Annotated in this window: 21 protein-coding genes and 9 tRNA genes; 9 read left to right on the top strand and 21 right to left on the bottom strand. The window is 44.5% G+C overall.

The annotated features are described in order from the left end of the window. Positions 1-96 precede the first annotated feature (96 nt). Positions 97-1,530: a tRNA (N6-isopentenyl adenosine(37)-C2)-methylthiotransferase MiaB gene (gene miaB / locus ACMCM8_RS09745; RefSeq protein ID WP_412722449.1), complete on the bottom strand. Its 1,434-nt coding sequence runs from the start codon at positions 1,528-1,530 to the stop codon at positions 97-99. Positions 1,531-1,864: 334 nt separating this feature from the next. Here miaB and ACMCM8_RS09740 point away from each other — a divergent pair, with 334 nt between their 5' ends. The 6 genes from ACMCM8_RS09740 to ACMCM8_RS09715 all read left to right on the top strand — a co-directional run bounded on the left by ACMCM8_RS09740 (position 1,865) and on the right by ACMCM8_RS09715 (position 6,021). Then, positions 1,865-3,157, top strand: coding sequence for an FAD-dependent monooxygenase (locus ACMCM8_RS09740; RefSeq protein WP_412722448.1), 1,293 nt, complete (start codon positions 1,865-1,867; stop codon positions 3,155-3,157). Then, positions 3,157-3,333 (top strand): hypothetical protein, encoded by a 177-nt coding sequence (locus tag ACMCM8_RS09735; RefSeq protein WP_412722447.1) that lies wholly within the window; start codon positions 3,157-3,159, stop codon positions 3,331-3,333. The genes ACMCM8_RS09740 and ACMCM8_RS09735 overlap by 1 nt, the downstream gene beginning before the upstream one ends. Before the next feature lie 66 nt (positions 3,334-3,399). Further along, positions 3,400-4,017 (top strand): flavin reductase family protein, encoded by a 618-nt coding sequence (locus tag ACMCM8_RS09730; protein ID WP_412722446.1) that lies wholly within the window; start codon positions 3,400-3,402, stop codon positions 4,015-4,017. A gap of 24 nt (positions 4,018-4,041) precedes the next feature. Beyond that, positions 4,042-4,203, top strand: a complete 162-nt coding sequence (locus ACMCM8_RS09725) for a hypothetical protein (RefSeq protein ID WP_412722445.1) — start codon at positions 4,042-4,044, stop codon at positions 4,201-4,203. Positions 4,204-4,483: 280 nt separating this feature from the next. Then, the gene (locus ACMCM8_RS09720; protein ID WP_412722444.1) at positions 4,484-5,386 is read left to right on the top strand and encodes a hypothetical protein; all 903 of its coding nucleotides are present in this window, start codon (positions 4,484-4,486) and stop codon (positions 5,384-5,386) included. A 5-nt stretch (positions 5,387-5,391) separates the two neighbouring features. After that, complete coding sequence (locus ACMCM8_RS09715) at positions 5,392-6,021, top strand: Fic family protein (RefSeq protein WP_412722443.1); 630 nt, start codon at positions 5,392-5,394, stop codon at positions 6,019-6,021. 214 nt (positions 6,022-6,235) lie between these two features. Here the strand turns inward: ACMCM8_RS09715 and ACMCM8_RS09710 are convergent, their stop codons facing one another. The 12 genes from ACMCM8_RS09710 to ACMCM8_RS09655 form a co-directional block, all read right to left on the bottom strand. Then, positions 6,236-6,661, bottom strand: coding sequence for a hypothetical protein (locus tag ACMCM8_RS09710; RefSeq protein ID WP_412722442.1), 426 nt, complete (start codon positions 6,659-6,661; stop codon positions 6,236-6,238). Then, positions 6,654-7,244: a DUF6036 family nucleotidyltransferase gene (locus ACMCM8_RS09705; protein ID WP_412722441.1), complete on the bottom strand. Its 591-nt coding sequence runs from the start codon at positions 7,242-7,244 to the stop codon at positions 6,654-6,656. Before ACMCM8_RS09705 ends, ACMCM8_RS09710 begins: the two co-directional genes overlap by 8 nt. Before the next feature lie 117 nt (positions 7,245-7,361). Next, the gene (locus ACMCM8_RS09700; RefSeq protein ID WP_412722440.1) at positions 7,362-8,768 is read right to left on the bottom strand and encodes an alanine/glycine:cation symporter family protein; all 1,407 of its coding nucleotides are present in this window, start codon (positions 8,766-8,768) and stop codon (positions 7,362-7,364) included. Between the two features lie 328 nt (positions 8,769-9,096). Continuing rightward, positions 9,097-9,172 (bottom strand) — tRNA-Gln (locus ACMCM8_RS09695). Positions 9,173-9,176: 4 nt separating this feature from the next. Next, positions 9,177-9,261 (bottom strand) — tRNA-Leu (locus tag ACMCM8_RS09690). Between the two features lie 36 nt (positions 9,262-9,297). Then, a tRNA-Met gene (locus ACMCM8_RS09685) sits at positions 9,298-9,374 on the bottom strand. 51 nt (positions 9,375-9,425) lie between these two features. After that, a tRNA-Gln gene (locus ACMCM8_RS09680) sits at positions 9,426-9,501 on the bottom strand. Positions 9,502-9,503: 2 nt separating this feature from the next. Next, positions 9,504-9,588, bottom strand: a tRNA-Leu gene (locus ACMCM8_RS09675). Between the two features lie 34 nt (positions 9,589-9,622). Then, positions 9,623-9,698: transfer RNA gene (locus tag ACMCM8_RS09670), tRNA-Gln, on the bottom strand. Between the two features lie 4 nt (positions 9,699-9,702). Further along, positions 9,703-9,787: transfer RNA gene (locus tag ACMCM8_RS09665), tRNA-Leu, on the bottom strand. Positions 9,788-9,822: 35 nt separating this feature from the next. After that, positions 9,823-9,899, bottom strand: a tRNA-Met gene (locus ACMCM8_RS09660). Between the two features lie 173 nt (positions 9,900-10,072). After that, positions 10,073-10,966 (bottom strand): peptidylprolyl isomerase, encoded by an 894-nt coding sequence (locus tag ACMCM8_RS09655; protein WP_412722439.1) that lies wholly within the window; start codon positions 10,964-10,966, stop codon positions 10,073-10,075. Positions 10,967-11,442: 476 nt separating this feature from the next. Between ACMCM8_RS09655 and ACMCM8_RS09650 the strand changes: the two genes are divergently transcribed. Next, on the top strand, positions 11,443-12,108 hold the full coding sequence (locus ACMCM8_RS09650) for a PEP-CTERM sorting domain-containing protein (protein ID WP_412722438.1): 666 nt from the start codon (positions 11,443-11,445) through the stop codon (positions 12,106-12,108). 278 nt (positions 12,109-12,386) lie between these two features. Here ACMCM8_RS09650 and ychF read toward each other — a convergent pair whose 3' ends face one another. From ychF to lolB, 8 genes are all read right to left on the bottom strand, one after another. Continuing rightward, complete coding sequence (gene ychF / locus ACMCM8_RS09645) at positions 12,387-13,478, bottom strand: redox-regulated ATPase YchF (protein WP_014976148.1); 1,092 nt, start codon at positions 13,476-13,478, stop codon at positions 12,387-12,389. Positions 13,479-13,520: 42 nt separating this feature from the next. Further along, complete coding sequence (gene pth / locus ACMCM8_RS09640; protein WP_412722437.1) at positions 13,521-14,102, bottom strand: aminoacyl-tRNA hydrolase; 582 nt, start codon at positions 14,100-14,102, stop codon at positions 13,521-13,523. Positions 14,103-14,107: 5 nt separating this feature from the next. Next, positions 14,108-14,737, bottom strand: coding sequence for a 50S ribosomal protein L25/general stress protein Ctc (locus ACMCM8_RS09635; protein WP_412722436.1), 630 nt, complete (start codon positions 14,735-14,737; stop codon positions 14,108-14,110). Between the two features lie 201 nt (positions 14,738-14,938). After that, entirely contained in the window at positions 14,939-15,394 is a 456-nt protein-coding gene (locus tag ACMCM8_RS09630) for a ribose-phosphate pyrophosphokinase (RefSeq protein ID WP_412722435.1), read from the bottom strand. Positions 15,395-15,589: 195 nt separating this feature from the next. Next, on the bottom strand, positions 15,590-16,537 hold the full coding sequence (locus ACMCM8_RS09625; RefSeq protein WP_412722434.1) for a ribose-phosphate pyrophosphokinase: 948 nt from the start codon (positions 16,535-16,537) through the stop codon (positions 15,590-15,592). A gap of 33 nt (positions 16,538-16,570) precedes the next feature. Beyond that, positions 16,571-16,646: transfer RNA gene (locus ACMCM8_RS09620), tRNA-Gln, on the bottom strand. Between the two features lie 33 nt (positions 16,647-16,679). After that, positions 16,680-17,567, bottom strand: a complete 888-nt coding sequence (gene ispE / locus ACMCM8_RS09615) for a 4-(cytidine 5'-diphospho)-2-C-methyl-D-erythritol kinase (protein ID WP_412722433.1) — start codon at positions 17,565-17,567, stop codon at positions 16,680-16,682. Next, positions 17,567-18,193, bottom strand: a complete 627-nt coding sequence (gene lolB / locus ACMCM8_RS09610) for a lipoprotein insertase outer membrane protein LolB (RefSeq protein ID WP_412722432.1) — start codon at positions 18,191-18,193, stop codon at positions 17,567-17,569. Before lolB ends, ispE begins: the two co-directional genes overlap by 1 nt. A 131-nt stretch (positions 18,194-18,324) precedes the next feature. On the opposite strand from lolB, the gene hemA reads away from it, so the two are divergent. Next, a complete protein-coding gene (gene hemA, locus ACMCM8_RS09605; RefSeq protein ID WP_412722431.1) occupies positions 18,325-19,599 on the top strand; it encodes a glutamyl-tRNA reductase in 1,275 nt (424 codons plus the stop codon). 15 nt (positions 19,600-19,614) lie between these two features. Further along, positions 19,615-20,700 carry a peptide chain release factor 1 gene (gene prfA / locus ACMCM8_RS09600; protein WP_412722430.1) on the top strand — a complete coding sequence of 362 codons (1,086 nt, stop codon included), beginning with the start codon at positions 19,615-19,617 and terminating at the stop codon, positions 20,698-20,700. Positions 20,701-20,702: the final 2 nt, after the last annotated feature.

Raw genomic sequence — 20,702 nt, 5'->3', positions numbered from 1 at the left:
TTCCTCGCGGTGTTAACGGTGGGGTATTACCACTACGCTCACCGTTTTGTAACCGGTTGTTATCCGGTGCGTTCAATAAAAGGGCGGGCGATGCCTTTACGCAGGGGTAAATTGCCCTACACCCAACTCATCAGGTAAATCGGCCTGATGCTTTGCCATAATAGATTGGGGCGAAACGGCGACACGCAACCCCATTTCACTTTCACGGCGTACTACTTCACCACGCAATGAATTAGTGAATACGTCGGTGATGTTCACATCAACGAATTCGCCAATCATGTCTGGTGTCCCTTCAAAGTTCACCACGCGGTTATTTTCAGTACGTCCCGACAGTTCCATTGGATTCTTTTTCGACGGGCCTTCCACCAAAATACGTTGCTCGGTGCCTACCATGTGGCGGGCAATACGCAATGCCTGCTGAGTAATGCGCTGTTGTAACAGGTGCAAACGTTGCTTTTTGGTTTCTTCACTCACATCGTCTACGGCATCTGCCGCAGGCGTGCCGGGGCGGGCACTGTAAATAAAGCTAAAGCTTAAGTCGTAGTCTACCGCTTGGATAAGATCCATCGTTGCTTCAAAGTCGGCGTCGGTTTCACCCGGGAAGCCAATAATGAAGTCGCTCGACATGCTGATGTTCGGGCGAATCTTTTTAAGCTTGCGAATTTTTGACTTGTACTCTAATGCCGTATGACCGCGCTTCATTAGGTTAAGGATGCGATCTGAGCCACTTTGTACTGGCAAGTGCAAGTGATCGACTAACTCAGGAATAGACGCATACGCTTCGATGATGTCTTCGGTGAACTCAACAGGGTGTGAGGTGGTGTAGCGAATACGATCGATACCATCAATAGCCGCGACTAGCTCTAATAATTCAGCAAAACGGCAAATGGTGCCGTCGTAATGTTCACCGCGGTAGGCATTTACGTTTTGACCTAATAGGTTAACTTCGCGTACGCCTTGGCCAGCCAGCTGCGCAATTTCAAGTAATACGTCGTCTACCGGGCGACTGACTTCTTCACCACGGGTATAAGGTACTACACAGAAGGTACAATACTTAGAACAGCCTTCCATAATAGACACAAACGCCGTAGGCCCTTCAGCGCGGGGCTCAGGCAGGCGATCAAACTTTTCAATTTCAGGGAAGCTTACGTCAATGACTGACTTGGCGCCGCCTTTTAACTGGTTGATCATTTCCGGCAGGCGATGCAACGTTTGCGGACCAAATACCAAATCAACAAATGGCGCACGTTGACGGATGGTGTCACCTTCCTGAGAGGCCACACAACCCCCTACGCCAATGATAAGTTCTGGCTTATCTTGCTTAAGGGTTTTCCAGCGACCCAACTGGTGAAATACTTTTTCCTGCGCTTTCTCGCGAATAGAACAGGTATTAAGCAAGATCACGTCAGCCTCTTCAGCGCTTTCTGCAGCACTGTAGCCGTGTGTCGAGTCGAGTAAGTCTGCCATTTTCTCCGAGTCGTACTCGTTCATTTGGCAGCCCCAGGTTTTGATATACAGCTTTTTAGTCATAACAACTAGTCGTTAACCTGATTGAGTTCTTGTAAGTGCATCACGTATTGCGCTATATGCTAGTGGCTGCGGTATTACAACACCGGTGTGAGTAATTCGGCCGGTTTAGGTAATACAACACATGCCTGGCGATGTCAGTTACCAAGAAGATGTTCAAAATAGCCGCGTATTTTACCTGTATTGATGACATATTCCCAGTGTATTACGACGATTCGCATTGATTTGATCTAGCGTAAGGCTTTTGTACGTTTTACTTCACAGGGCTTAGCGTTTTACGACATAATGCAAGTGCGTGATTTGGTGTCAATTTTACGCGTTGGCGTAGGGAGAATAAATGTACGATTTTTGTATTAACGGCGGCGGTATGGTGGGGGCGGCATTGGCTCTGGGATTAGCCCAGCAACACTATAACGTGGCGGTAATTGAACCTACGTTACCGGCTGCTTTTAACTCAAATGACGGACCGGACCTTAGGGTATCGGCCATTAGCGAAGCCTCAGTCACCTTGCTTAAAGCGTTAGGGGCGTGGCAATACATTGAGGCCATGCGGGTCAAACCCTACACGGGGTTAAGTGTATGGGAAGACGAAAAGCATCGTACCGACTTTACGGCCGACAGCATAAATGTGCCGCAGTTAGGCTATTTTGTAGAAAATCGCTTGCTGCAACTAGGCTGTCACCAAGCGCTGGCGCAATTTTCCAACGTTACGGTGTATGCCGGCGTTAAGGTCAAACACATTGGGCTTAATGGGGCGGCGTCGCACAATACGCGTTCACAGGTGAAGGGCGACACAGGTACAAATACCAGTGCCAGTACCAGTGCTTCACCTCAAGGTAATACCTCTGGCCTACAAGCAATTCAAGATGATGGCATTTCACTTACATTGGATAGTGGTGAGGTATTGCATGGCCGTTGGTTAGTTGGGGCAGATGGTGCTAATTCGCAAGTCAGAAAAGCCGCAGGTATTGGCAGTACTGGGTGGCAATATGCACAGCAAGCCATGGGCATTACCGTTAAAATGGAAAAGCCGGTGGATGCTGTTACCTGGCAACAGTTTACTCCCACCGGGCCAAAAGCCTTTTTGCCCATGTACCATAACTATGCGTCACTTATCTGGTATGACAGTGTCGATGCATTGCAGCGGTTAAAAAGTTTAAACCACGCTCAGTTAACTCAAGAAATACTGCGTGCCTTTCCTCGTGAACTGGTGGCAAACGACAACCATTTCACCATAGTCGATAAGGCGGTTTTCCCGCTTACCCGCTCTCATGCAAATAATTATGTGAAAGGACGTTGTGTGTTAATTGGTGATGCTGCCCATACCATTAATCCACTGGCCGGGCAGGGTGTTAACCTGGGGTATAAAGATGTAGAGGCGTTTTTGTCGGTGACCCGTGCAAAACCACACGTTGACACACAAGGGTTTGCCAATTCACTGCATACACATTTCGAAGTACCAAGACGGCGAGACAATGCCATTATGATGACCGCGATGGATGCATTTTATACCTTGTTTAGTAACGATGTTGCCCCCATTAGCTGGTTTAGAAACCAACTTCTGTCGGTGGCGCAACGGGTGGTGCCAGCCAAGAAAGAAGTGCTTAAATACGCAATAGGGTTACGTTAATGGAAGTTTTAATATTATTGGCTGTACTGTTTGGTGCATTGGCCTTAATTATCCCGCTGATAGAGCGTTCTAAAATGCGCATTAGTGAAGAAGACACGGCCAAATGGGCGAAATGGATTTGGCCACTTATGGGCATTTTATTAATAGTGCAACTGCTAAGAATGTTGTTTTCGTAAGTGTGCGGTTATCGACTTGTTGTGTTATCTCTGGCGTTACGCCATTAGTCTTGTTAAGGGAAACCCATGTCCAACTTTCATTTTTACCAGCCTGAAAAAGGGCATGGTTTAGCGCACGACCCGTTTAATGCCATTATTGCGCCTCGGCCTATTGGGTGGATTTCTACCAAGTCAAAAACGGGTGTGCTTAATTTGGCCCCTTATAGTTTTTTTAATGCGCTTAACTACACGCCACCCATTATCGGTTTTTCCAGCGTTGGAGCAAAAGATACGCTCAAAAATGCACAGGAGACTGGCGAGTTTTGTTGGAATTTGGTGTCGAAACATTTAGTAGAGGCAATGAATCACACCAGTAAGCCGGTGCCACCGGAGCACAGTGAGTTTGAGGTTGCTGGCCTTGAGGCTGAAGACAGTAAAGTCATTAGCGTGCCTCGTGTTAAACAAAGCCTAGTGAGTATGGAATGTAAAGTGTCTGACATTGTGCAGCTTAAAGGCGCGAGCGGCCAAGCAGTAAATAGCTGGTTTGTGATGGGTGAAGTGGTGGGGGTACACATTGACAAGTCATTACTCAAAAATGGAGTCTATCAAACCCTAAAAGGTGAGCCAGTAATGCGTGGTGGCGGCAAGGGAGACTACTTTAGCATTAGTAGCGATAACTATTTTGAGCTACTGCGTCCAGAATAGTAGCGGGGCTTTGAAGACGGCAGCATGTTAAACATGCGCGTTAACCAACGACTTGTGCAAGAGATGTTGGGTCATGCGGATATCACCAGTACACAAGTCTATACTTTTGTGTCTCGCTCAAAGTTGAAAGAGGTGTATAAAAAGACGCATCCTTCTACATTGAGCGACAAGCACATTCTTCAGTGAGAGAAACGGGGCGATTGCCCCGTTTCAAGCAAAACCTCATAAGTCGGAACAAAGCTGTAATAGTTTAACGGAATATCTATCTTCTAATCATAATTCACGAAAATTATTAATGATAACTATATTTCACGCTTCGTAATTGTTTTTCACGCAGTTGATTTAAAATTTCAGTCACAATATAGTTTGTAACTATTATTCATGGTGGTGCGTTATTTGTAATTGTTTTTCATGGATGGTAATCGTTTTTCATGATAAATAAACATTTGGGGTTGGACTTATGGTATTGGCTAAACGCGCAAAGTTTTTTGATGAGGAAATCTATCCTGAGGCTGAAGCAGAGCTAGTTGGATATGCTTGGCTAATAAATGAATTTCAACTAAGCGTCCCTGCTCCTAATGCTTTATGCGCCATTGTTCCGGCTATAAATGCGAAACGCTCCAAAGGAAGGTGGTTAATATGGGGAAGCCGCTACCAGCCTGAAGCTCATTGGTTTTCACAGTTAGTATTTGCATTGAAATACGAAGGTGTTGATTTAGCAATTATGAGGAGCTTGTTTGGCACTTTGGCAATAGAAGACGTTAGCGCTTCAATTGAAGCTGAAATAACAGGTTCTTATAGTCGTCGTATTTGGTTTTTCTACGAATGGCTCACTGCTCAAGTATTACCTATTGAGGATGTTACTGTTGGTAATTATGTAGACGCGCTAAATGAAGAGCTACAATTTGGCTGTGCCAAAACCAAAGTTTCACGTCAACGAGTAAATAATAATTTACCGGGTGTTAGTGGATTTTGTCCTTTAATTAAAAAAACAGAGAAGCTTATTCAGTATATTGGGGAAAACTTAGACGAAAAAGCGGCAAAAAATATAGGAGATGTTCACAGTGATTTACTTGCAAGAGCCGCTGCTTTTTTACTGCTTTCAGACTCTAAAGCTTCATATACCATTGAAGGTGAAACGCCTCCTCATAATCGCATAGAACGCTGGGGTAAAATTATAGGTCAAGCAGGTATGCGTCCATTAACCATAGAAGAGATAGAGCGTTTACAAGAAGTAGTAATACCAGATGGTCGATTTATTGTGCCGGGAATTCGTTGTGTTGGTGGCTTTGTTGGTGAACATGATCGTATGACCAATATACCAATATACCAATACCCGAACATATATCTGCAAAACCAGAAGATCTAGATGACATGCTCGCTGCTTATCTAAATGCATATGAATTGATGAAAGGGTCAGGGTTTCACCCTGTTTTAACTGCTGCAATCATTGCATTTTCGTTTGTTATTATGCATCCGCTAGAAGATGGTAATGGACGAATTCATCGTTACATAATTCATCATGTATTGGCTGAGAGCGGCTTTACTCCTAAAGGGATTGTTTTTCCCGTATCAGCAGTAATTCTAAAGAAAATAGAAGAGTACAAAGCCGTATTAGAACAGTTTACACAGCCACGTTTAAAGTATGTTGAGTGGCAACCTACTGAAGACAACAATGTCCATGTAACAAATGAAACGGCTGATTTGTATCGATATGGAGATATGACACGCCAAGTTGAGTTTTTGTTTGAGTGTGTAAAAGATACTGTAGATACAGTCCTTCCGGAGGAAGTCCTTTACCTCGAAAGGTACGATGAGGTTTGGAATTATATTAATAATCGATTTGACATGCCTCAAAAAAGCTTAAGTTTGTTAATGAATTTTTTGCGACAAAGTAACGGGGAGTTATCTAAGAGAGCAAAAACAAAAGAGTTTTCCGTCCTAACCGAAGTCGAAGTAAAAGAAATAGAGAGTAAATATCAAGAAGTGTTTTTACTTGATTAACAGAAGCTACATACAAGCGAACAGTTACTAGTTGCGTAGATTAATAACGCTTACTAACTGTTCGCTAAATATGTTATTTTTAAGGAAGTAAACCTTTCTTAAAAAACACTTTTTTCTCCATTTCAAAAAAAAAAGTAGTCTGGATCTTAATTCCGATTATTTTACTACAAAGCACGGATTTATCATCCAAAGCCTCGTTAGCGGCTCTGTTTGATTATGCGGCGAGTGAAGGCTTGGAATGCTGATAGTGACGCTTTTGGTACGCCATCAACCCCCTAAATTCTTTTTTCATATCCACCGGCGCTTTCCAATGCCTTGCAAGCATGTCTTTTGAGTGGCTTTCGGTAGGATAGGTTGCCATTTTTTGTTCAAGCGTAGAAAGCAAGAGAGCCCGAAGAAATGCTTTCCTTTCAGCGCCTAAACAATTGTAACGAGTTAATTTGTCTAGGACGTATCCAGCTAATGCGGCATCTTGCCCGTTAAATGAATCCACACACGGCACAAAGTCCTGATACCAAAGCGCAAGCGCAACTGACTTCAAGCTCTCGCCTGCAGTTGGCTGGTTCGGTTGTCTGACCAGAGATTCAAACTCTAGTTGTAAGCTTTGATTACTCATCTCTACTGTGTGTTTTTTAAACATTTTCAAGCGTAATTATAACGTGATCTATGTTTTGCTGCAAACTGCCTGGCGTTGCAGTGTAATCAAGCGCTTCCTGCGCAGCTTCCTTGAATTCATCGAGAGTGAAACGCCCCTTTCTGTACATCTCTACAATGTCTTTAATATCATCGGTCGCGCATCGCGAAAGTTTAGATATGGCAATATCTGATGGGCTTACAAGATAGATGTGTAATTTTTGTGCTCCCTCGTTAAGTGGAATAGCCCGTTCTTTGTAATCAGGGAATACTACTGGTGTGAGCCCAATTTGGAATGTGTCGTCAAGGTCTAAATGCATATCGCCTTCGACTGGATCGGTAAAGTAAACCGTATCAAGCTCCACAACTAAGCTATGTACATCAAGTATCTCAGCAGCTTCAACTTCAACATCTAAATCGTTACTACCGCGCGCGTTTGTATACATATGTACGGCACAGCCACCAAAAATATATACCTTCACCAACCCTGCTTGATCAGTTTCCGCTAACTTACCTTCAATTTCATCATTAAGTTGCCGAAGTAAATCAAAAACTGCGTTTGACAAAGGAGTATCTAAAAACAAATCCATCGATAAGCCTTATTGACGTGTAGAACGAATTCGAGTTGTAAACCTAGCCTCCAAGCCATCCTGTATAGACAGTTTACTGACCAGGAGTATACTAAATAGTATAGAAAGGTGGGGGGGTTAGTCCCATACTCCGTCTTCGGATTTACCTTGTATTTCGCAATCGCCGGTTTTGTATTCTACCGTTTCACCACTGTCTTTTTTCTTAAAGTAATCTTTGCTGATCGATACGATGGTTGGCGTCATCCACACAATGGCAATAATGTTGATTACGGTCATTAAACCAAGCGCCATATCGGCCATGGCCCATACCTGAGGTAGCGCGGCCTGTGCGCCCCAGAAAATCATGCCTAAATAACCGATAGTGTAGGCAGCGCGGCCTGCGCGGTTGTCTAGCTTAAACATGTGCAGGTTACTCTCTCCATAGGCGTAATTGGCCACGACTGAGGTAAACGCAAACAAGCTGATTGCGGCCGCCACAAAGTCAGTGCCGCCATTGCCTAAATGTTGGCTCATGGCATCTTGTGTTAAGCGAATACCTTCCATTTGTTCAGAGTTTGAGCCGCCGGCCAATAAAATTATGAAAGCAGTAGACGTACACAAAATCATGGTATCTAAGAATACGCCAAGCATTTGAATATACCCTTGTGATACGGGGTGGTTTGGGTTGGGCACCGCACTGGCTGCAGCGTGAGGGACCGAGCCACTACCGGCTTCGTTAGAATACAAGCCACGCTGAATACCATTTTTTATGGCAGCGCCTAATGCACCGGCGCCCGCTTCCTGTAAACCAAAGGCTGATTTCACAATATCCAATAACATGGCTGGCAATTCGGAAATATTCATAAAGGTAATGGCTAAGGCTACCAGTACATAACCAATTCCCATGAACGGCACCACGTATTCGGCAAAGCGAGCTATACCCCGCAAACCACCCACTACAATAAGTGCCGCTAAGGCGATGATCACTAAACCCGAATACGTACTGGGGAATGCGTATGCATTATTTAGTGCATCGGTAATGGTATTGGCTTGAACTGCACTGAACACAAAGCCATATCCAAAGAATAGGCACAACGAGAACGCCACGGCTAACCAGGTCTTGTTTAAGCCTTGTTTAATATAATAAGCCGGGCCGCCACGAAACTCGCCGTTTTCGTCACGTACTTTATACAGCTGTCCTAACACGCTTTCGGCAAAGCCGGTGGCCATACCCAGTAGCGCAATCATCCACATCCAGAAAATAGCCCCTGAGCCACCTAAAGATATTGCTACCGCAACGCCAGCCAGATTACCAGTGCCTACTCGCGCAGATAAGCTGGTGCAGAGTGCCTGAAAAGAGCTAATGCCTTCTTTGGAGGAGGTATTACTGCCTTTTAATAGGGCAAACATGTGGCCAAAGTGACGCAGTTGTACACCACCCAGTTTGACCGTAAACCAGATACCACATACCAAAAGCATGACGATAAGTACCTGGCCGTCGCCCCATAAAATATTATTCACTAATGCAACGAATTCGTTTATCACGCACTTTCCTTCGTTTTTGTTGTTATTCGGGCTCTGCTACCAAAAAAAGACAAATCGATGAGTGATTCGGCCACTTCCTGCTACAGGGCGTAGCGGCAGTGTTGGTATGTATTGAATTAGGCCCTTTAGTCATAAAAGCTCAATACTAGCATGACAATATAGGAAAAGTGGGAAGAAAAAAACGCATAGTTAAGGCGTTTTGTCCTAATTATAGGGTGGGGATATTACGGGAATGTCACTTTGCAGCGGTATTGCACTGGGTATACACCACAAGCTCGAATGAGCCAAAAAGCAAAAAGCCGCTACAAAGAGCGGCTTCTTAAGAATATGGCTGGGGTAACAGGACTCGAACCTATGAATGGCGGGATCAAAACCCGCTGCCTTACCAACTTGGCTATACCCCAATTTTGGTGCGGAAGGAGAGACTTGAACTCTCACGCCGTGAAGCACTGGAACCTAAATCCAGCGTGTCTACCAATTCCACCACTTCCGCGTATGTAGACATTCCAATAAAGGAATAGTTGAAAGTTGGTGGCTACGGCGAGATTCGAACTTGCGACCCCATCATTATGAGTGATGTGCTCTAACCAACTGAGCTACGTAGCCATACTTTCATTTTCAATAAAAAACCGCTCAATGAGCGGCTTCTCAAGAATTTGGCTGGGGTAACAGGACTCGAACCTATGAATGGCGGGATCAAAACCCGCTGCCTTACCAACTTGGCTATACCCCAATTGGTGCGGAAGGAGAGACTTGAACTCTCACGCCGTGAAGCACTGGAACCTAAATCCAGCGTGTCTACCAATTCCACCACTTCCGCGTAGACGCTAGCTATAATAGTCATTCAAAATGAATGGCTGGGGTAACAGGACTCGAACCTATGAATGGCGGGATCAAAACCCGCTGCCTTACCAACTTGGCTATACCCCAGTTGTGGTGCGGAAGGAGAGACTTGAACTCTCACGCCGTGAAGCACTGGAACCTAAATCCAGCGTGTCTACCAATTCCACCACTTCCGCGTAGCTAGACTTTCCTAAAAGAGATAATTGAGAATTGGTGGCTACGGCGAGATTCGAACTTGCGACCCCATCATTATGAGTGATGTGCTCTAACCAACTGAGCTACGTAGCCTTCCTTTTTCTCTTCCCTCTCAGGAAGTGGCGCGTATTATGCGTATATGACCTACACCCGTCAACCCCTTTTTTACTAACTTTTTCTAAATGCTCATTAAGTGTGCGCCTGAGTGTGAATTACGCACAATAAGCACTGAAATTAATCAATATTGTAGTTATATCAGTGACTTTTTACCACGGCGTTGTGGTGGTTTTAGTTTGGTAATAACACACATCAATGGGGCGGGGGCCGTAGGTGTTGTCATGAAAAAAGGGGTTATCTAAGTGTTTACCCGTATTTATGCGTTTTTGATACTCTGGGTGCCGCGGCGTTTGTATATAATAGTGGAGGGCTGATGCGCTATGAATAAATGCGCGTTGTATTTTACTGTGCTCGGTAAGGGGCTCGATAACCCCGCCGTTCTCATTTTTACCGCGAGGAAGTTGCTGCAACACGTTCATACCTTCCACCACGCGACCTACAACTGACATGTTTCTGTCTAAATGGCGCGGCGCTTGCCCAATTACGACATAAAATTCAGTGCTGGCAGTGTCTTTTTCGCTATTTCGGGCAAACGCTACGGTGCCTGGGCAATGTAACCCCCACATTTCATTGCGTTGGTTGTCCATACCTACGGCAAAGCCATCTAAAAAGCCTGTGGTGGGGGCAAACATGTCGGTACTTTCCACAGCTTTTATATTTGTGGTCAGTGGCTGAGTAAATTCAGCCGGAATTGCAGATAATAATGTAGGGTCGAATTTGCTTACGTCGTGACTGTCGTTGCTGCCTGCCTGCGCAACAAACCCCTCAACCACACGGTAGAAATACTGGTTGTCATAAAACCCTGCCTTTATTAGCGCTTTAAATCGGGCGACGTGTTTTGGGGCAAGGGTAGGGTGCAATGCGATGGTGACGTCGCCGTCGGATGTTTTGAAAGTGATGGTTTGTGTTTGTGATACAGAGTACCAATTTTCGGAATAACCACTAGCAGCAAGTGCTTTAGCTCCTTCAGCGTAAAGTGTTGATGTATAACTTATCAAAAATAAAAAGAATGCGGCGAGTGATGGTGATTTAACTTTAGTCATTATGTTCCAGCTGATAAGTATTTGTTATTAATACATAGTAAACAACTGTTTATGTCAACATAGGTGTACAGATAATGCTATATCTAATGAATTTACTAAGCACTAACCCGGACTAACGGACGTTTTACCAACGACTGAGACTACTATTAAATTGTTGTGAGTTTGGGTTTATTACCGCTATACCAACGACTTCAGACCCGCAACGAATTATAAATGAAATATAAGCGTTAAAATAAACAATGAGAGGCCTGTAGAGTTTTGTTAACTAGTTGATCATATGTCAGGTATATTTACAATACGAGCATTAGTATTTCGTTGTTTGTTTATAACTTATTGAAATATAATTGTAAATTAAGGTTGGCATTATAAGTGCTACTAAAGTAGGAAATGATAACGCTTAGCTGTAACACAAAGTATTTCGTTGCTAACTCAATATTCAGCGGCAATTTTAAGTAAAAGTTTTTGAGGGTTAAAAAATGTTTAAAAAATTTTTGTGTGGTCTGATGCTAATCGCCTCCTCTAGTATGGCAAATGCGGCATTAATTAATCAGTCTGCGACGATAACACAGCAATCTACTAACTTTGCCACGAACCTAGTATTTGATTTATTTGATTTAGGTCCTGAATTTGATTTAACGAAAATAAGTTTTAGCATTGACGGTGATGTGTTCGGGACCGCCAATGTTGAAAGCTTGGATGCAACAGCTTCGACTATAAATATATCGCTTGCTGTTACGCTTACGTTGTTTGACCTTACAAATTCACCACTAGTTATATCAATCCCGCTTTTTGCGCAGCAGTTTAATGCAACCGCTTTTGATGGGGTAATTGACTTTGGTGGAACTTCTGGTGCTACTTTTGCTAACCTTAACGCGTCGCAAGGAGTTACTGAAGAATACACGGATGCTGCTACACTGAGTGCTTTCACAGGGCCAGGCACGATAACCTTAGGTTTCACCGCAGCGGGTAGTTCAAGTGCAAATGGTGCTGGAAATATTGTTACTCAATTTGCAACACAAGCTAGCGGTGATGTATCAATTGTCTATGAATATCAATCAGCTGAAGTGGCTGAGCCTTCACTTATTGCCTTATTTGGCTTAGGGCTAATTGCTGTAGGCGGAATTAGAAGAAGCAAAAAATAAAAGCCTCTAATAGTTTATTATTGAAAAGCGCCTATATTGGCGCTTTTTTTTGAATTTTTTTCTGTAGGCTATCGATCGAGGGGTTGTGCTGAGCGAAATACTGCTAAGTTTAAACTGAAAATAATTCACCGTGTCAGTGTATTGAGACTTGGTGGGTTTATCGTGCGTTTATGGATGAGAGTGTAAAACACTCAAGCCTAAAAGATTACGTATTCGCTCGCTTAAGGCAAAAAAAACCACCTTTAATTAAGGTGGTTTATCGTTATACAGATAGTTGACTACACATTAAACCTAAAGTGAATAACGTCGCCGTCTTTCACAATATAGTCTTTACCTTCTAAACGCCACTTGCCCGCATCCTTCGCGCCTTGTTCACCGTTAAACTCTACGAAATGATCATAGCCAACGATTTCCGCACGAATAAAGCCTTTTTCGAAGTCGGTATGAATTTTACCGGCAGCTTGTGGTGCGGTTGAACCTTCAGGGAACGTCCATGCACGTACTTCTTTTACACCAGCTGTAAAGTAAGTTTGTAGTGTAAGTAAGCTGTAGCCTGCACGGATAACGCGGTTAAGACCAGGCTCTTCTAATCCCATGTCTTGCATAAATTCTTCGCGTTCGTCGTCTTCAAGCTCAGCAATGTCAGACTCGATTGCTGCACAAACTGCGACAACCGTTGCGTTTTCACCCGCGGCAATTTCTTTTACCTGATCAAGGTACGGGTTATTTTCAAAGCCGTCTTCGTTTACGTTAGCAATGTACATGGTAGGCTTAAGCGTAAGCATGTTCATGTAGCTGATTGCGGCCAACTCTTCTTTTGTCAGCTCAAGTGAACGAAGCAGTAAGCCTTCATCTAAGTGTGGCTTAATCTTTTCAAGCACTTTCATTTCGTACTTGGCGTCAGCATCGCCACCTTTGGCGCGTTTTGCTACGCGGTGCAGGGCTTTTTCGGTAGTTTCAAGGTCGGCAAGGGCAAGCTCGGTATTGATTACGTCAATGTCATCTTTCGGGCTAACACGACCAGCTACGTGAACAATATTTTCATCGTCAAAGCAGCGAACTACGTGACCAATGGCGTCTGTCTCACGGATGTTTGCCAGGAATTTATTCCCCAGACCTTCACCTTTTGACGCGCCTTCAACTAAACCTGCAATGTCTACGAATTCCATCGTAGTTGGAATAACGCGTTGAGGTTTAACAATTTCAGCTAGCTTGTCCAAACGAAGATCTGGTACAGGTACAACACCAGTGTTTGGCTCGATAGTACAGAAGGGGAAGTTTGCCGCTTCAATACCTGCTTTTGTTAATGCATTAAAAAGTGTTGATTTACCTACGTTGGGTAGGCCAACAATACCGCATTTAAAACCCATGGTATGGATCCTTGTCTGGAAAAGTGATAACTGGCGTTAGGGTTACGCTTTATGAGAGTGTAACCGGTTTTGCGCTTGCTTTAGATCGTCTTTTAGCAGAATTTCAGTACAGCGTACTGCTTCATCGATAGCACTTTCTATAGCTGCTTTCTCTTCTGCTGATGGTTTGCCTAGCACATGACCGGTAACCCGGCTTTTGTGTCCAGGATGGCCAATGCCTATACGCAATCGCAAAAAGTTTTTGTTGTTACCCAATTTTGCCACAATATCGCGTACGCCGTTTTGACTTGAACTACCACCTATCTTGTATTTCGCTACACCGGGCGGCAAATCAAGTTCGTCAAACGCAACTAATATTTGTTCTGGTTCAATTCGATAGAAGTTAGCAAGCGCAGCGACAGCTTGACCACTTTTGTTCATAAACGTAGTGGGGTAGAGCAAACGTATGTCTTTACCCGCGAGGGTAATGCGAGCTGTTTTACCGAAGAATTTGGTTTCTGGTTTGAGCGGGGCGTTATAGGTGTCGGCTAGTTGGTTGAGAAACCATTCACCGGCATTGTGTCGGGTATTTTCATATTCGGGGCCTGGATTACCCAGACCCACGATAAGGCGAATATCAGCCAAGAGGATTATTCCTCAGTAGCTTCTTCTTCGCCGTCTTCTTCTGCAGCCGCTTTAGGAGCAGGCTTAACAGTTACAACCGCTAGGTCGTGTGCTTCGTCGTTCTTAGCTAGTTCAACTGAAGATACACCAGCTGGTAGAGTTAGGTCAGACAAGTGTAGTGTTTGACCCATTTCAACTTTAGCCATATCTACTTCGATGAACTCAGGAAGATCTTTAGGCAGACAAGTAACTTCGATATCAGTTACGTGGTGCTCAGCGATACCGCCAGCTTTAACTGCTGCAGATTGCTCTTCGTTTACGAAGTGAAGAGGAACGTTAGTGTGTAGTTCTTGACCAGCGATAACACGTTGGAAGTCAATGTGTGTGATCTTTGGCTTGAAAGGGTGACGTTGCATATCTTTTACTAGTACTTCAACCGCTTTACCGTCAACGTTCAAGGTTAGAACGTGAGAGTAGAAAGCTTCAAAGTCAGCCGCTTGGATAACTTTGTTGTGCTCTAGTGTGATAGAAACGGGGGCTTCTTCACCACCGTAAATGATACCAGGAAGCTTATCTTCGCGACGTAGGCGGCGGCTCGCACCTTTCCCTAGGTCTGCACGAACAGAAGCGTCTAGGTTAAAAATTGCTTCAGACATTGTCTGTCTCCAAAATATATAAGGCTTAATTTGGTGAGTTTTTGCGACCAAAACTCACTGTTAATTGGCGTTTATTACACTGTAAAAGCACAATAAAACACCATCCCAAATTTCAAGGGCGGCGAATTCTAACACCACCCTTACCAACATACAATTGTTAGTCGGTAAAAATCGCCTTTATAAGAGAGTTGGCAAAACGGTTTAGTGGGTTTCGGCGTTATCAATAATTCTGCTGGCATCAAGTACTTTGATATTCTTCACTTGAAGCACTGTTCCAAATTGCGTGAATGTGATGATATCTGGCGTGACGATACCTTCTATTTCTACAATTAACCCATTCTGCTGATAGGCTTCGTTTAACCCATGCAGCGTATAGCGCTCACCGTCGTTGGAAACAAACGCGTAAAAGCCACCTTCGAGTTCTTTATAAATAATGGTACCAGTCGATTTCACATGCTTTACCTCTTTGGCTTTGCCCACTACACCTAGTGCATTTTCTGATTCTTTCGCTAACGGATGAGTAGTGTCTTTGGCTTGTACTGGAGCAGATTGATCTTTGGTTTCTGTATTGTTGGCGGTTTCTCCATCACCTGAACATCCCGACAAGAGAAGCCAGCAAGACAATACGGCAGCAAAATAATGTGTATTCGTTTTCATCAATAATCCTTTAAATTTTACTACAGCTATAATCGCGATAGTTACATAGGGTTGTTACATCGCTTTTCGCATGGGTAAGGGTGAGTATAGCCTTTCTGTTACGTTTGAGAAGTGTCAGGTGGGTTAAGATTAGGTATAAAAAAGGCGAGCTATGATTGCTCGCCTTTTGCGGTATTGATATCTGCTTAGCGCATCTTAATACTCAAACATGGCAGAAATAGACTCTTCGTTGCTAATGCGTCGAATAGTTTCAGCCAACATTTCAGATAGGGTAAGTTGCTTAACTTTACCCATTTTCTTCATTTCAGCGCTTAATGGAATAGAGTCGGTGACAATGATTTCATCGATAACCGATTCTTTAAGATTTGTAACTGCATTGCCAGAGAATATAGCATGGGTAGCATACGCGTATACTTTACGTGCGCCATGGGCTTTAAGCGCTTCAGCTGCTTTTGCCAATGTACCGCCGGTGTCAATCATGTCGTCGACAATAATACAGTCTCTGTCTTTCACGTCACCAATGATATTCATTACCTGCGCTACGTTTGCTTTAGGACGACGTTTGTCGATAATAGCAAGTTCAGTATCGTTAAGTAATTTAGCAGTAGCGCGTGCGCGCACAACCCCACCGATATCCGGTGAAACAACTACTGGATCAACAAAATCACGTCTTACCATGTCAGCAAGAAGGATAGGCGTACCGAATGCATTATCTACGGGCACATCGAAGAACCCTTGAATTTGCTCGGCGTGGAGATCGATAGTAAGAACGCGGTCAACACCCACGTTTGACAGAAAGTCAGCCACTACTTTAGCCGTGATTGGCACCCTGGCTGAGCGAACACGACGGTCTTGGCGTGCATAACCAAAATAGGGAATAACTGCCGTAATACGACCTGCTGATGCGCGGCGCAAAGCGTCGATCATCACAATTAGTTCCATTAGGTTATCGTTAGTCGGTGCGCACGTAGATTGGATAATAAAAACGTCCGAGCCACGGACGTTTTCATGAATTTCTACGCTGATTTCACCGTCACTGAAACGGCCAACTTTGGCATTTCCAAGTTTGGTGTAGAGGCGATCGGCAACTTTCTGGGCAAGTTCTGGTACGGCATTACCTGCAAAGAGCTTCATATCTGGCACAAGTGGTTCCTCAGTGCGTTGATAAAAGAGGTTTGGCTGGGGTAGCAGGACTCGAACCTACGAATGGCGGGATCAAAACCCGCTGCCTTACCAACTTGGCTATACCCCAATTTTTAAGTTCTTGTCCGATGTGGCGTACACACTATTTTTGTTGTTCTAATTTGTCTAATAGTGGTGAGCGATTTACACCTTTTGCGACAAAACTCTGCCAAGTTGCAGGCATTTCGGCCCTAACTTGTTCGGCTAAAGTGTAGTCAGAAAAAGTGGCAAACACGCATGCACCCGTGCCCGTCATTCGCGACGGTGCGTAGTGTACCAACCACTGTAATAATTTTGCAACTTCGGGATAGCGATTAGCGACTAATTGTTGACAATCATTTCGGGTTTTTTCGTATTCATAGTCATCCCAGCGTATCGGTGGTGTATTTCTGGGCAAATCTGGAGAGGTGAATACTTCTGCTGTACTTACATGTACATTGGGATTTGCGACCAAATAGTATTTTTCTGGTTGGGGGGCGGGCGTAATATCTTCACCCACACCACCGGCAAAGGCCGTTACACCTCGCACGAATATAGGCACATCTGCACCGAGTGCTAGCCCCAACTCTGCCAATTCATCTTCACTTAAACCGGTATCCCACAAGTAATTGAGCGCAACCAATGTAGTGGCTGCATTAGATGAACCACCACCAATACCGCCTCCCATGGGCAAGCGTTTATCCAAAGAAATTACCGCACCTTTATTACACTGTGTTTTTTTTGCAAGTAATCGCGCCGCTTTAATAATTAGATTATCGTCGTCCGGTACGCCTTTTAAAGGGGTATCCATGCGGATAGACACGTTGTTTTCGTTTGAGCTGCCTTCGTTGCGAGTGATTTCAAACGCAAGCTGGTCGCCATAATCCAGCATTTGAAATAAGCTTTGGAGCTGATGATAGCCGTTGTCGTAACGGCCTAGTATGTGTAAAAAAAGGTTGAGTTTCGCCGGTGATGGCCACCACTCTTTGGGTGATTTGACAGATGAATTCACTACAGTGTCCACTGATAAATTTTTATTTTAAGCTGAGTTTGCGGCATATTCGATGTTGATTCCTGAATAAGCGTAATACTGTGTGGGAGCCACACTGAATCTTGGTTATTCATTGTCACGCTGCCATAGTTTCCGTATGTCACTTTCCAGTTACGACAGGCCTTGCAATAGCTTTCCAGCGTTTTCACTAACCCTTTTTCGGTCAGGGTAAATTTGTCACCTTCAATCGGCAATCCTTTAACCCAGGATAAAAGTGGCTCTACTGGAATAACCATACCCGTTATTTGATAGATGAGGGGCTCAGGCTGGGCATCAACATAGGTTTTACCGTCGGCTTCTAATATAGACTGCTGGTCAGAAACCGCTAAGTTCACCAAGCTCACGCCGAGAAAGTTGGTTAATCGAAAATCAAAATCACCTGAATCGTTTTTCCAGACTAGGTTAAGGCTGGCCGCCTCTTTTCCTTGGCGAAAGGCAATTTTTCCTCGCATTTGCCACTGCTGTACCTCGGCTACTTTTTCCAGCTGAGCGGTAAGGTTTACCGCGTTCTCTGGGCCTTTAGGGGCAGTGGTACACGCACTTAATGCAAAACAAATGGCGAAAAAAACAAGAGATAATCGAATCATTAAGGCACGGCACCTGTTTAAAAATAAAACACATTTTATTGAGACAATATGGGAACACAGTTTCACCAACACTTTCAATCATTTTGGCTTTTTCGTACAATGCCGCTCCGACGTTGCCAGCACAAATTTGAATGACTTTACTTGCCCTCGGTATTAACCACAAAACAGCCCCAGTCGCACTACGTGAAAAAGTGGCCTTTACACCAGATTCTTTGGTGGAAGCCCTTGCGAGTCTGAAAAAGCTAGATGGCGTGGACGAGTCAGTGATTGTCTCTACCTGTAATCGCACTGAACTTTATGTGAATACCCAAGACGATAGTGGCCAAAAGTTACTACAATGGTTAAGTGACTTTCATCACCTAGACGTTCAAGAGATAGCAAATAATAGCTATATGCTGGCACAAGATGAAGCCGTAAAGCACATAATGCGGGTGGCCAGCGGATTGGATTCGCTGATACTGGGCGAACCGCAAATATTGGGGCAAGTTAAGCAGGCTTATGGTGATGCCAAGCATTCAGGCATGATCAACAGTGAGTTTGACAAACTTTTTCAGCACACCTTTTCAGTGGCTAAGCGGGTTAGGACGGAAACGGATATCGGCGCGAATGCTGTCAGTGTGGCCTATGCTGCCGTACAGTTAGCCAAGCACATATTTGCCGAATTACCCAAACGCTCGGTGTTATTAGTAGGCGCCGGAGAAACCATTGAATTAGTGGCGCAACATTTAAAAGAGCAGGGGGTAAGCTGCCTAGCCGTAGCTAACCGGACTGTGGCCAGAGCAGAAGCGCTGGCTGAGGTACTAGGTGCCAGTGTATATACCCTGTCACAAGTGCCAGAGCATTTGAAAGATTTTGATATTGTGATCAGTTCTACCGCCAGTCAGCTACCTTTAATTGGTAAGGGCATGGTAGAAAAGGCACTTAAACAGCGCAAAAATACCCCCATTTTTTTGGTTGATTTGGCTGTACCCAGAGATATTGAATCAGAAGTAAATGAGTTAGGTGATGCCTACCTTTATACCGTGGACGATTTGCAGCACATTGTGCAAAAAAATCTGGAAAACCGGGAACAAGCTGCGCTGGAAGCAGAAAAACTGATAGAAAAGCAAGCTGGCGACTTTATGATTTGGAAACAGTCGCAGCAATCCATCGATTTAGTAAGACAATATCGCCAAAAAGGCATGGCACAGCGTGACGATATTGTAGAAAAAGCCAAGGCCCAACTGGCAGAAGGCAAAGCAGCAGAAGCGGTGTTAGAAGAAATGGCGTATAAATTGACTAACGCGCTATTGCATCCTACTACGTTGGCGTTGCGCGAAGCGGCCATGCATGATGATCCCACCTTAAGCCGTTGGATGGGACAGGCACTAGCATTATCTGACTTTACGTCAGAAGATAATAAATAAGGTAATAAGAAGCATATGAAAGAGTCGGTAGTTAGGAAGCTCGAGCATCTTGTCGAGCGTTTCGAAGAAGTTCAGGCCCTGTTGGGTGATCCTGAAGTTATCGGCGATCAGGAAAAATTTCGCAACCTGTCGAAAGAGTTTAGCCAGTTAGAAGATGTAGTAACAGGGTTTAACGCCTATCAGCAAGCACAGGAAAACTTAGCGTCGGCCATGGAAATGCTGAATGAAGACGACGCTGAAATGCGTGAAATGGCACAGGAAGAAATGAAAGACGCCAAGGCTGATATTGAACGCCTAGAAGGCGAGCTTCAGGTATTGTTGCTGCCTAAAGATCCCAACGATGACAATAACTGCTTCTTAGAAATTCGCGCCGGTGCAGGTGGTGACGAAGCGGCCATTTTTGCTGGCGACTTATTCCGCATGTACAGCCGTTACGCTGAAAGCCGTGGCTGGCGTGTAGAGCTGGTTAACGCGAATGAAGGCGAACACGGTGGTTATAAAGAAGTTATTGCTAATATAAGCGGCGACGGCGTATACGGTGTGATGAAGTTTGAATCTGGTGGTCACCGCGTTCAGCGTGTACCGGAAACGGAATCACAAGGTCGTATTCATACCTCGGCCTGTACCGTAGCAGTACTGCCTGAAGTGCCAGAGTCAGAAGCCATTGAAATAAACCCGGCAGAGCTTCGCATTGACACGTTTAGAGCATCGGGCGCCGGTGGTCAGCACGTTAACAAAACCGATTCAGCGATTCGTATCACTCACTTACCATCGGGCTTAGTGGTGGAATGTCAGGACGAGCGCTCTCAGCACAAAAACCGTGCTAAGGCGATGTCAGTGTTACAAGCGCGTTTAAATCAAATTGAAGAAGAGAAGCGTGCAGCCGAAGAAGCGTCGACTCGTAAGAGCTTAGTAGGAAGTGGTGATCGCTCTGAGCGCATCAGAACCTATAACTTCCCACAAGGTCGCGTTACTGACCACCGTATTAACCTCACTATTTATCGCTTAGATGAAGTGGTTGAAGGTGATCTTAAGCAGCTTATCGACCCCATTTTACAAGAGCATCAGGCAGACTTGTTAGCGTCGCTTTCTGACGAATAAGC

Origin of the sequence: Alteromonas sp. D210916BOD_24, assembly GCF_047159385.1 — a bacterium.
In the GTDB taxonomy this organism is placed as follows: Bacteria; Pseudomonadota; Gammaproteobacteria; order Enterobacterales; family Alteromonadaceae; genus Alteromonas.
The sequence above is the reverse complement of the archived record's forward strand: the minus strand, read 5'-3'. Positions and strand labels throughout refer to the sequence as shown.

What these genes read in the sequence shown, in the direction of transcription:
- miaB (WP_412722449.1), bottom strand. Translation starts at nt 1,530, where the DNA reads ATGACTAAAAAGCTGTATATCAAAACCTGGGGCTGCCAAATGAACGAG.
- ACMCM8_RS09740 (WP_412722448.1), top strand. Translation starts at nt 1,865, where the DNA reads ATGTACGATTTTTGTATTAACGGCGGCGGTATGGTGGGGGCGGCATTG.
- ACMCM8_RS09735 (WP_412722447.1), top strand. Translation starts at nt 3,157, where the DNA reads ATGGAAGTTTTAATATTATTGGCTGTACTGTTTGGTGCATTGGCCTTA.
- ACMCM8_RS09730 (WP_412722446.1), top strand. Translation starts at nt 3,400, where the DNA reads ATGTCCAACTTTCATTTTTACCAGCCTGAAAAAGGGCATGGTTTAGCG.
- ACMCM8_RS09725 (WP_412722445.1), top strand. Translation starts at nt 4,042, where the DNA reads ATGTTAAACATGCGCGTTAACCAACGACTTGTGCAAGAGATGTTGGGT.
- ACMCM8_RS09715 (WP_412722443.1), top strand. Translation starts at nt 5,392, where the DNA reads ATGCTCGCTGCTTATCTAAATGCATATGAATTGATGAAAGGGTCAGGG.
- ACMCM8_RS09710 (WP_412722442.1), bottom strand. Translation starts at nt 6,661, where the DNA reads ATGTTTAAAAAACACACAGTAGAGATGAGTAATCAAAGCTTACAACTA.
- ACMCM8_RS09705 (WP_412722441.1), bottom strand. Translation starts at nt 7,244, where the DNA reads ATGGATTTGTTTTTAGATACTCCTTTGTCAAACGCAGTTTTTGATTTA.
- ACMCM8_RS09655 (WP_412722439.1), bottom strand. Translation starts at nt 10,966, where the DNA reads ATGACTAAAGTTAAATCACCATCACTCGCCGCATTCTTTTTATTTTTG.
- ACMCM8_RS09650 (WP_412722438.1), top strand. Translation starts at nt 11,443, where the DNA reads ATGTTTAAAAAATTTTTGTGTGGTCTGATGCTAATCGCCTCCTCTAGT.
- ychF (WP_014976148.1), bottom strand. Translation starts at nt 13,478, where the DNA reads ATGGGTTTTAAATGCGGTATTGTTGGCCTACCCAACGTAGGTAAATCA.
- ACMCM8_RS09635 (WP_412722436.1), bottom strand. Translation starts at nt 14,737, where the DNA reads ATGTCTGAAGCAATTTTTAACCTAGACGCTTCTGTTCGTGCAGACCTA.
- ACMCM8_RS09630 (WP_412722435.1), bottom strand. Translation starts at nt 15,394, where the DNA reads ATGAAAACGAATACACATTATTTTGCTGCCGTATTGTCTTGCTGGCTT.
- lolB (WP_412722432.1), bottom strand. Translation starts at nt 18,193, where the DNA reads ATGATTCGATTATCTCTTGTTTTTTTCGCCATTTGTTTTGCATTAAGT.
- hemA (WP_412722431.1), top strand. Translation starts at nt 18,325, where the DNA reads ATGACTTTACTTGCCCTCGGTATTAACCACAAAACAGCCCCAGTCGCA.
- prfA (WP_412722430.1), top strand. Translation starts at nt 19,615, where the DNA reads ATGAAAGAGTCGGTAGTTAGGAAGCTCGAGCATCTTGTCGAGCGTTTC.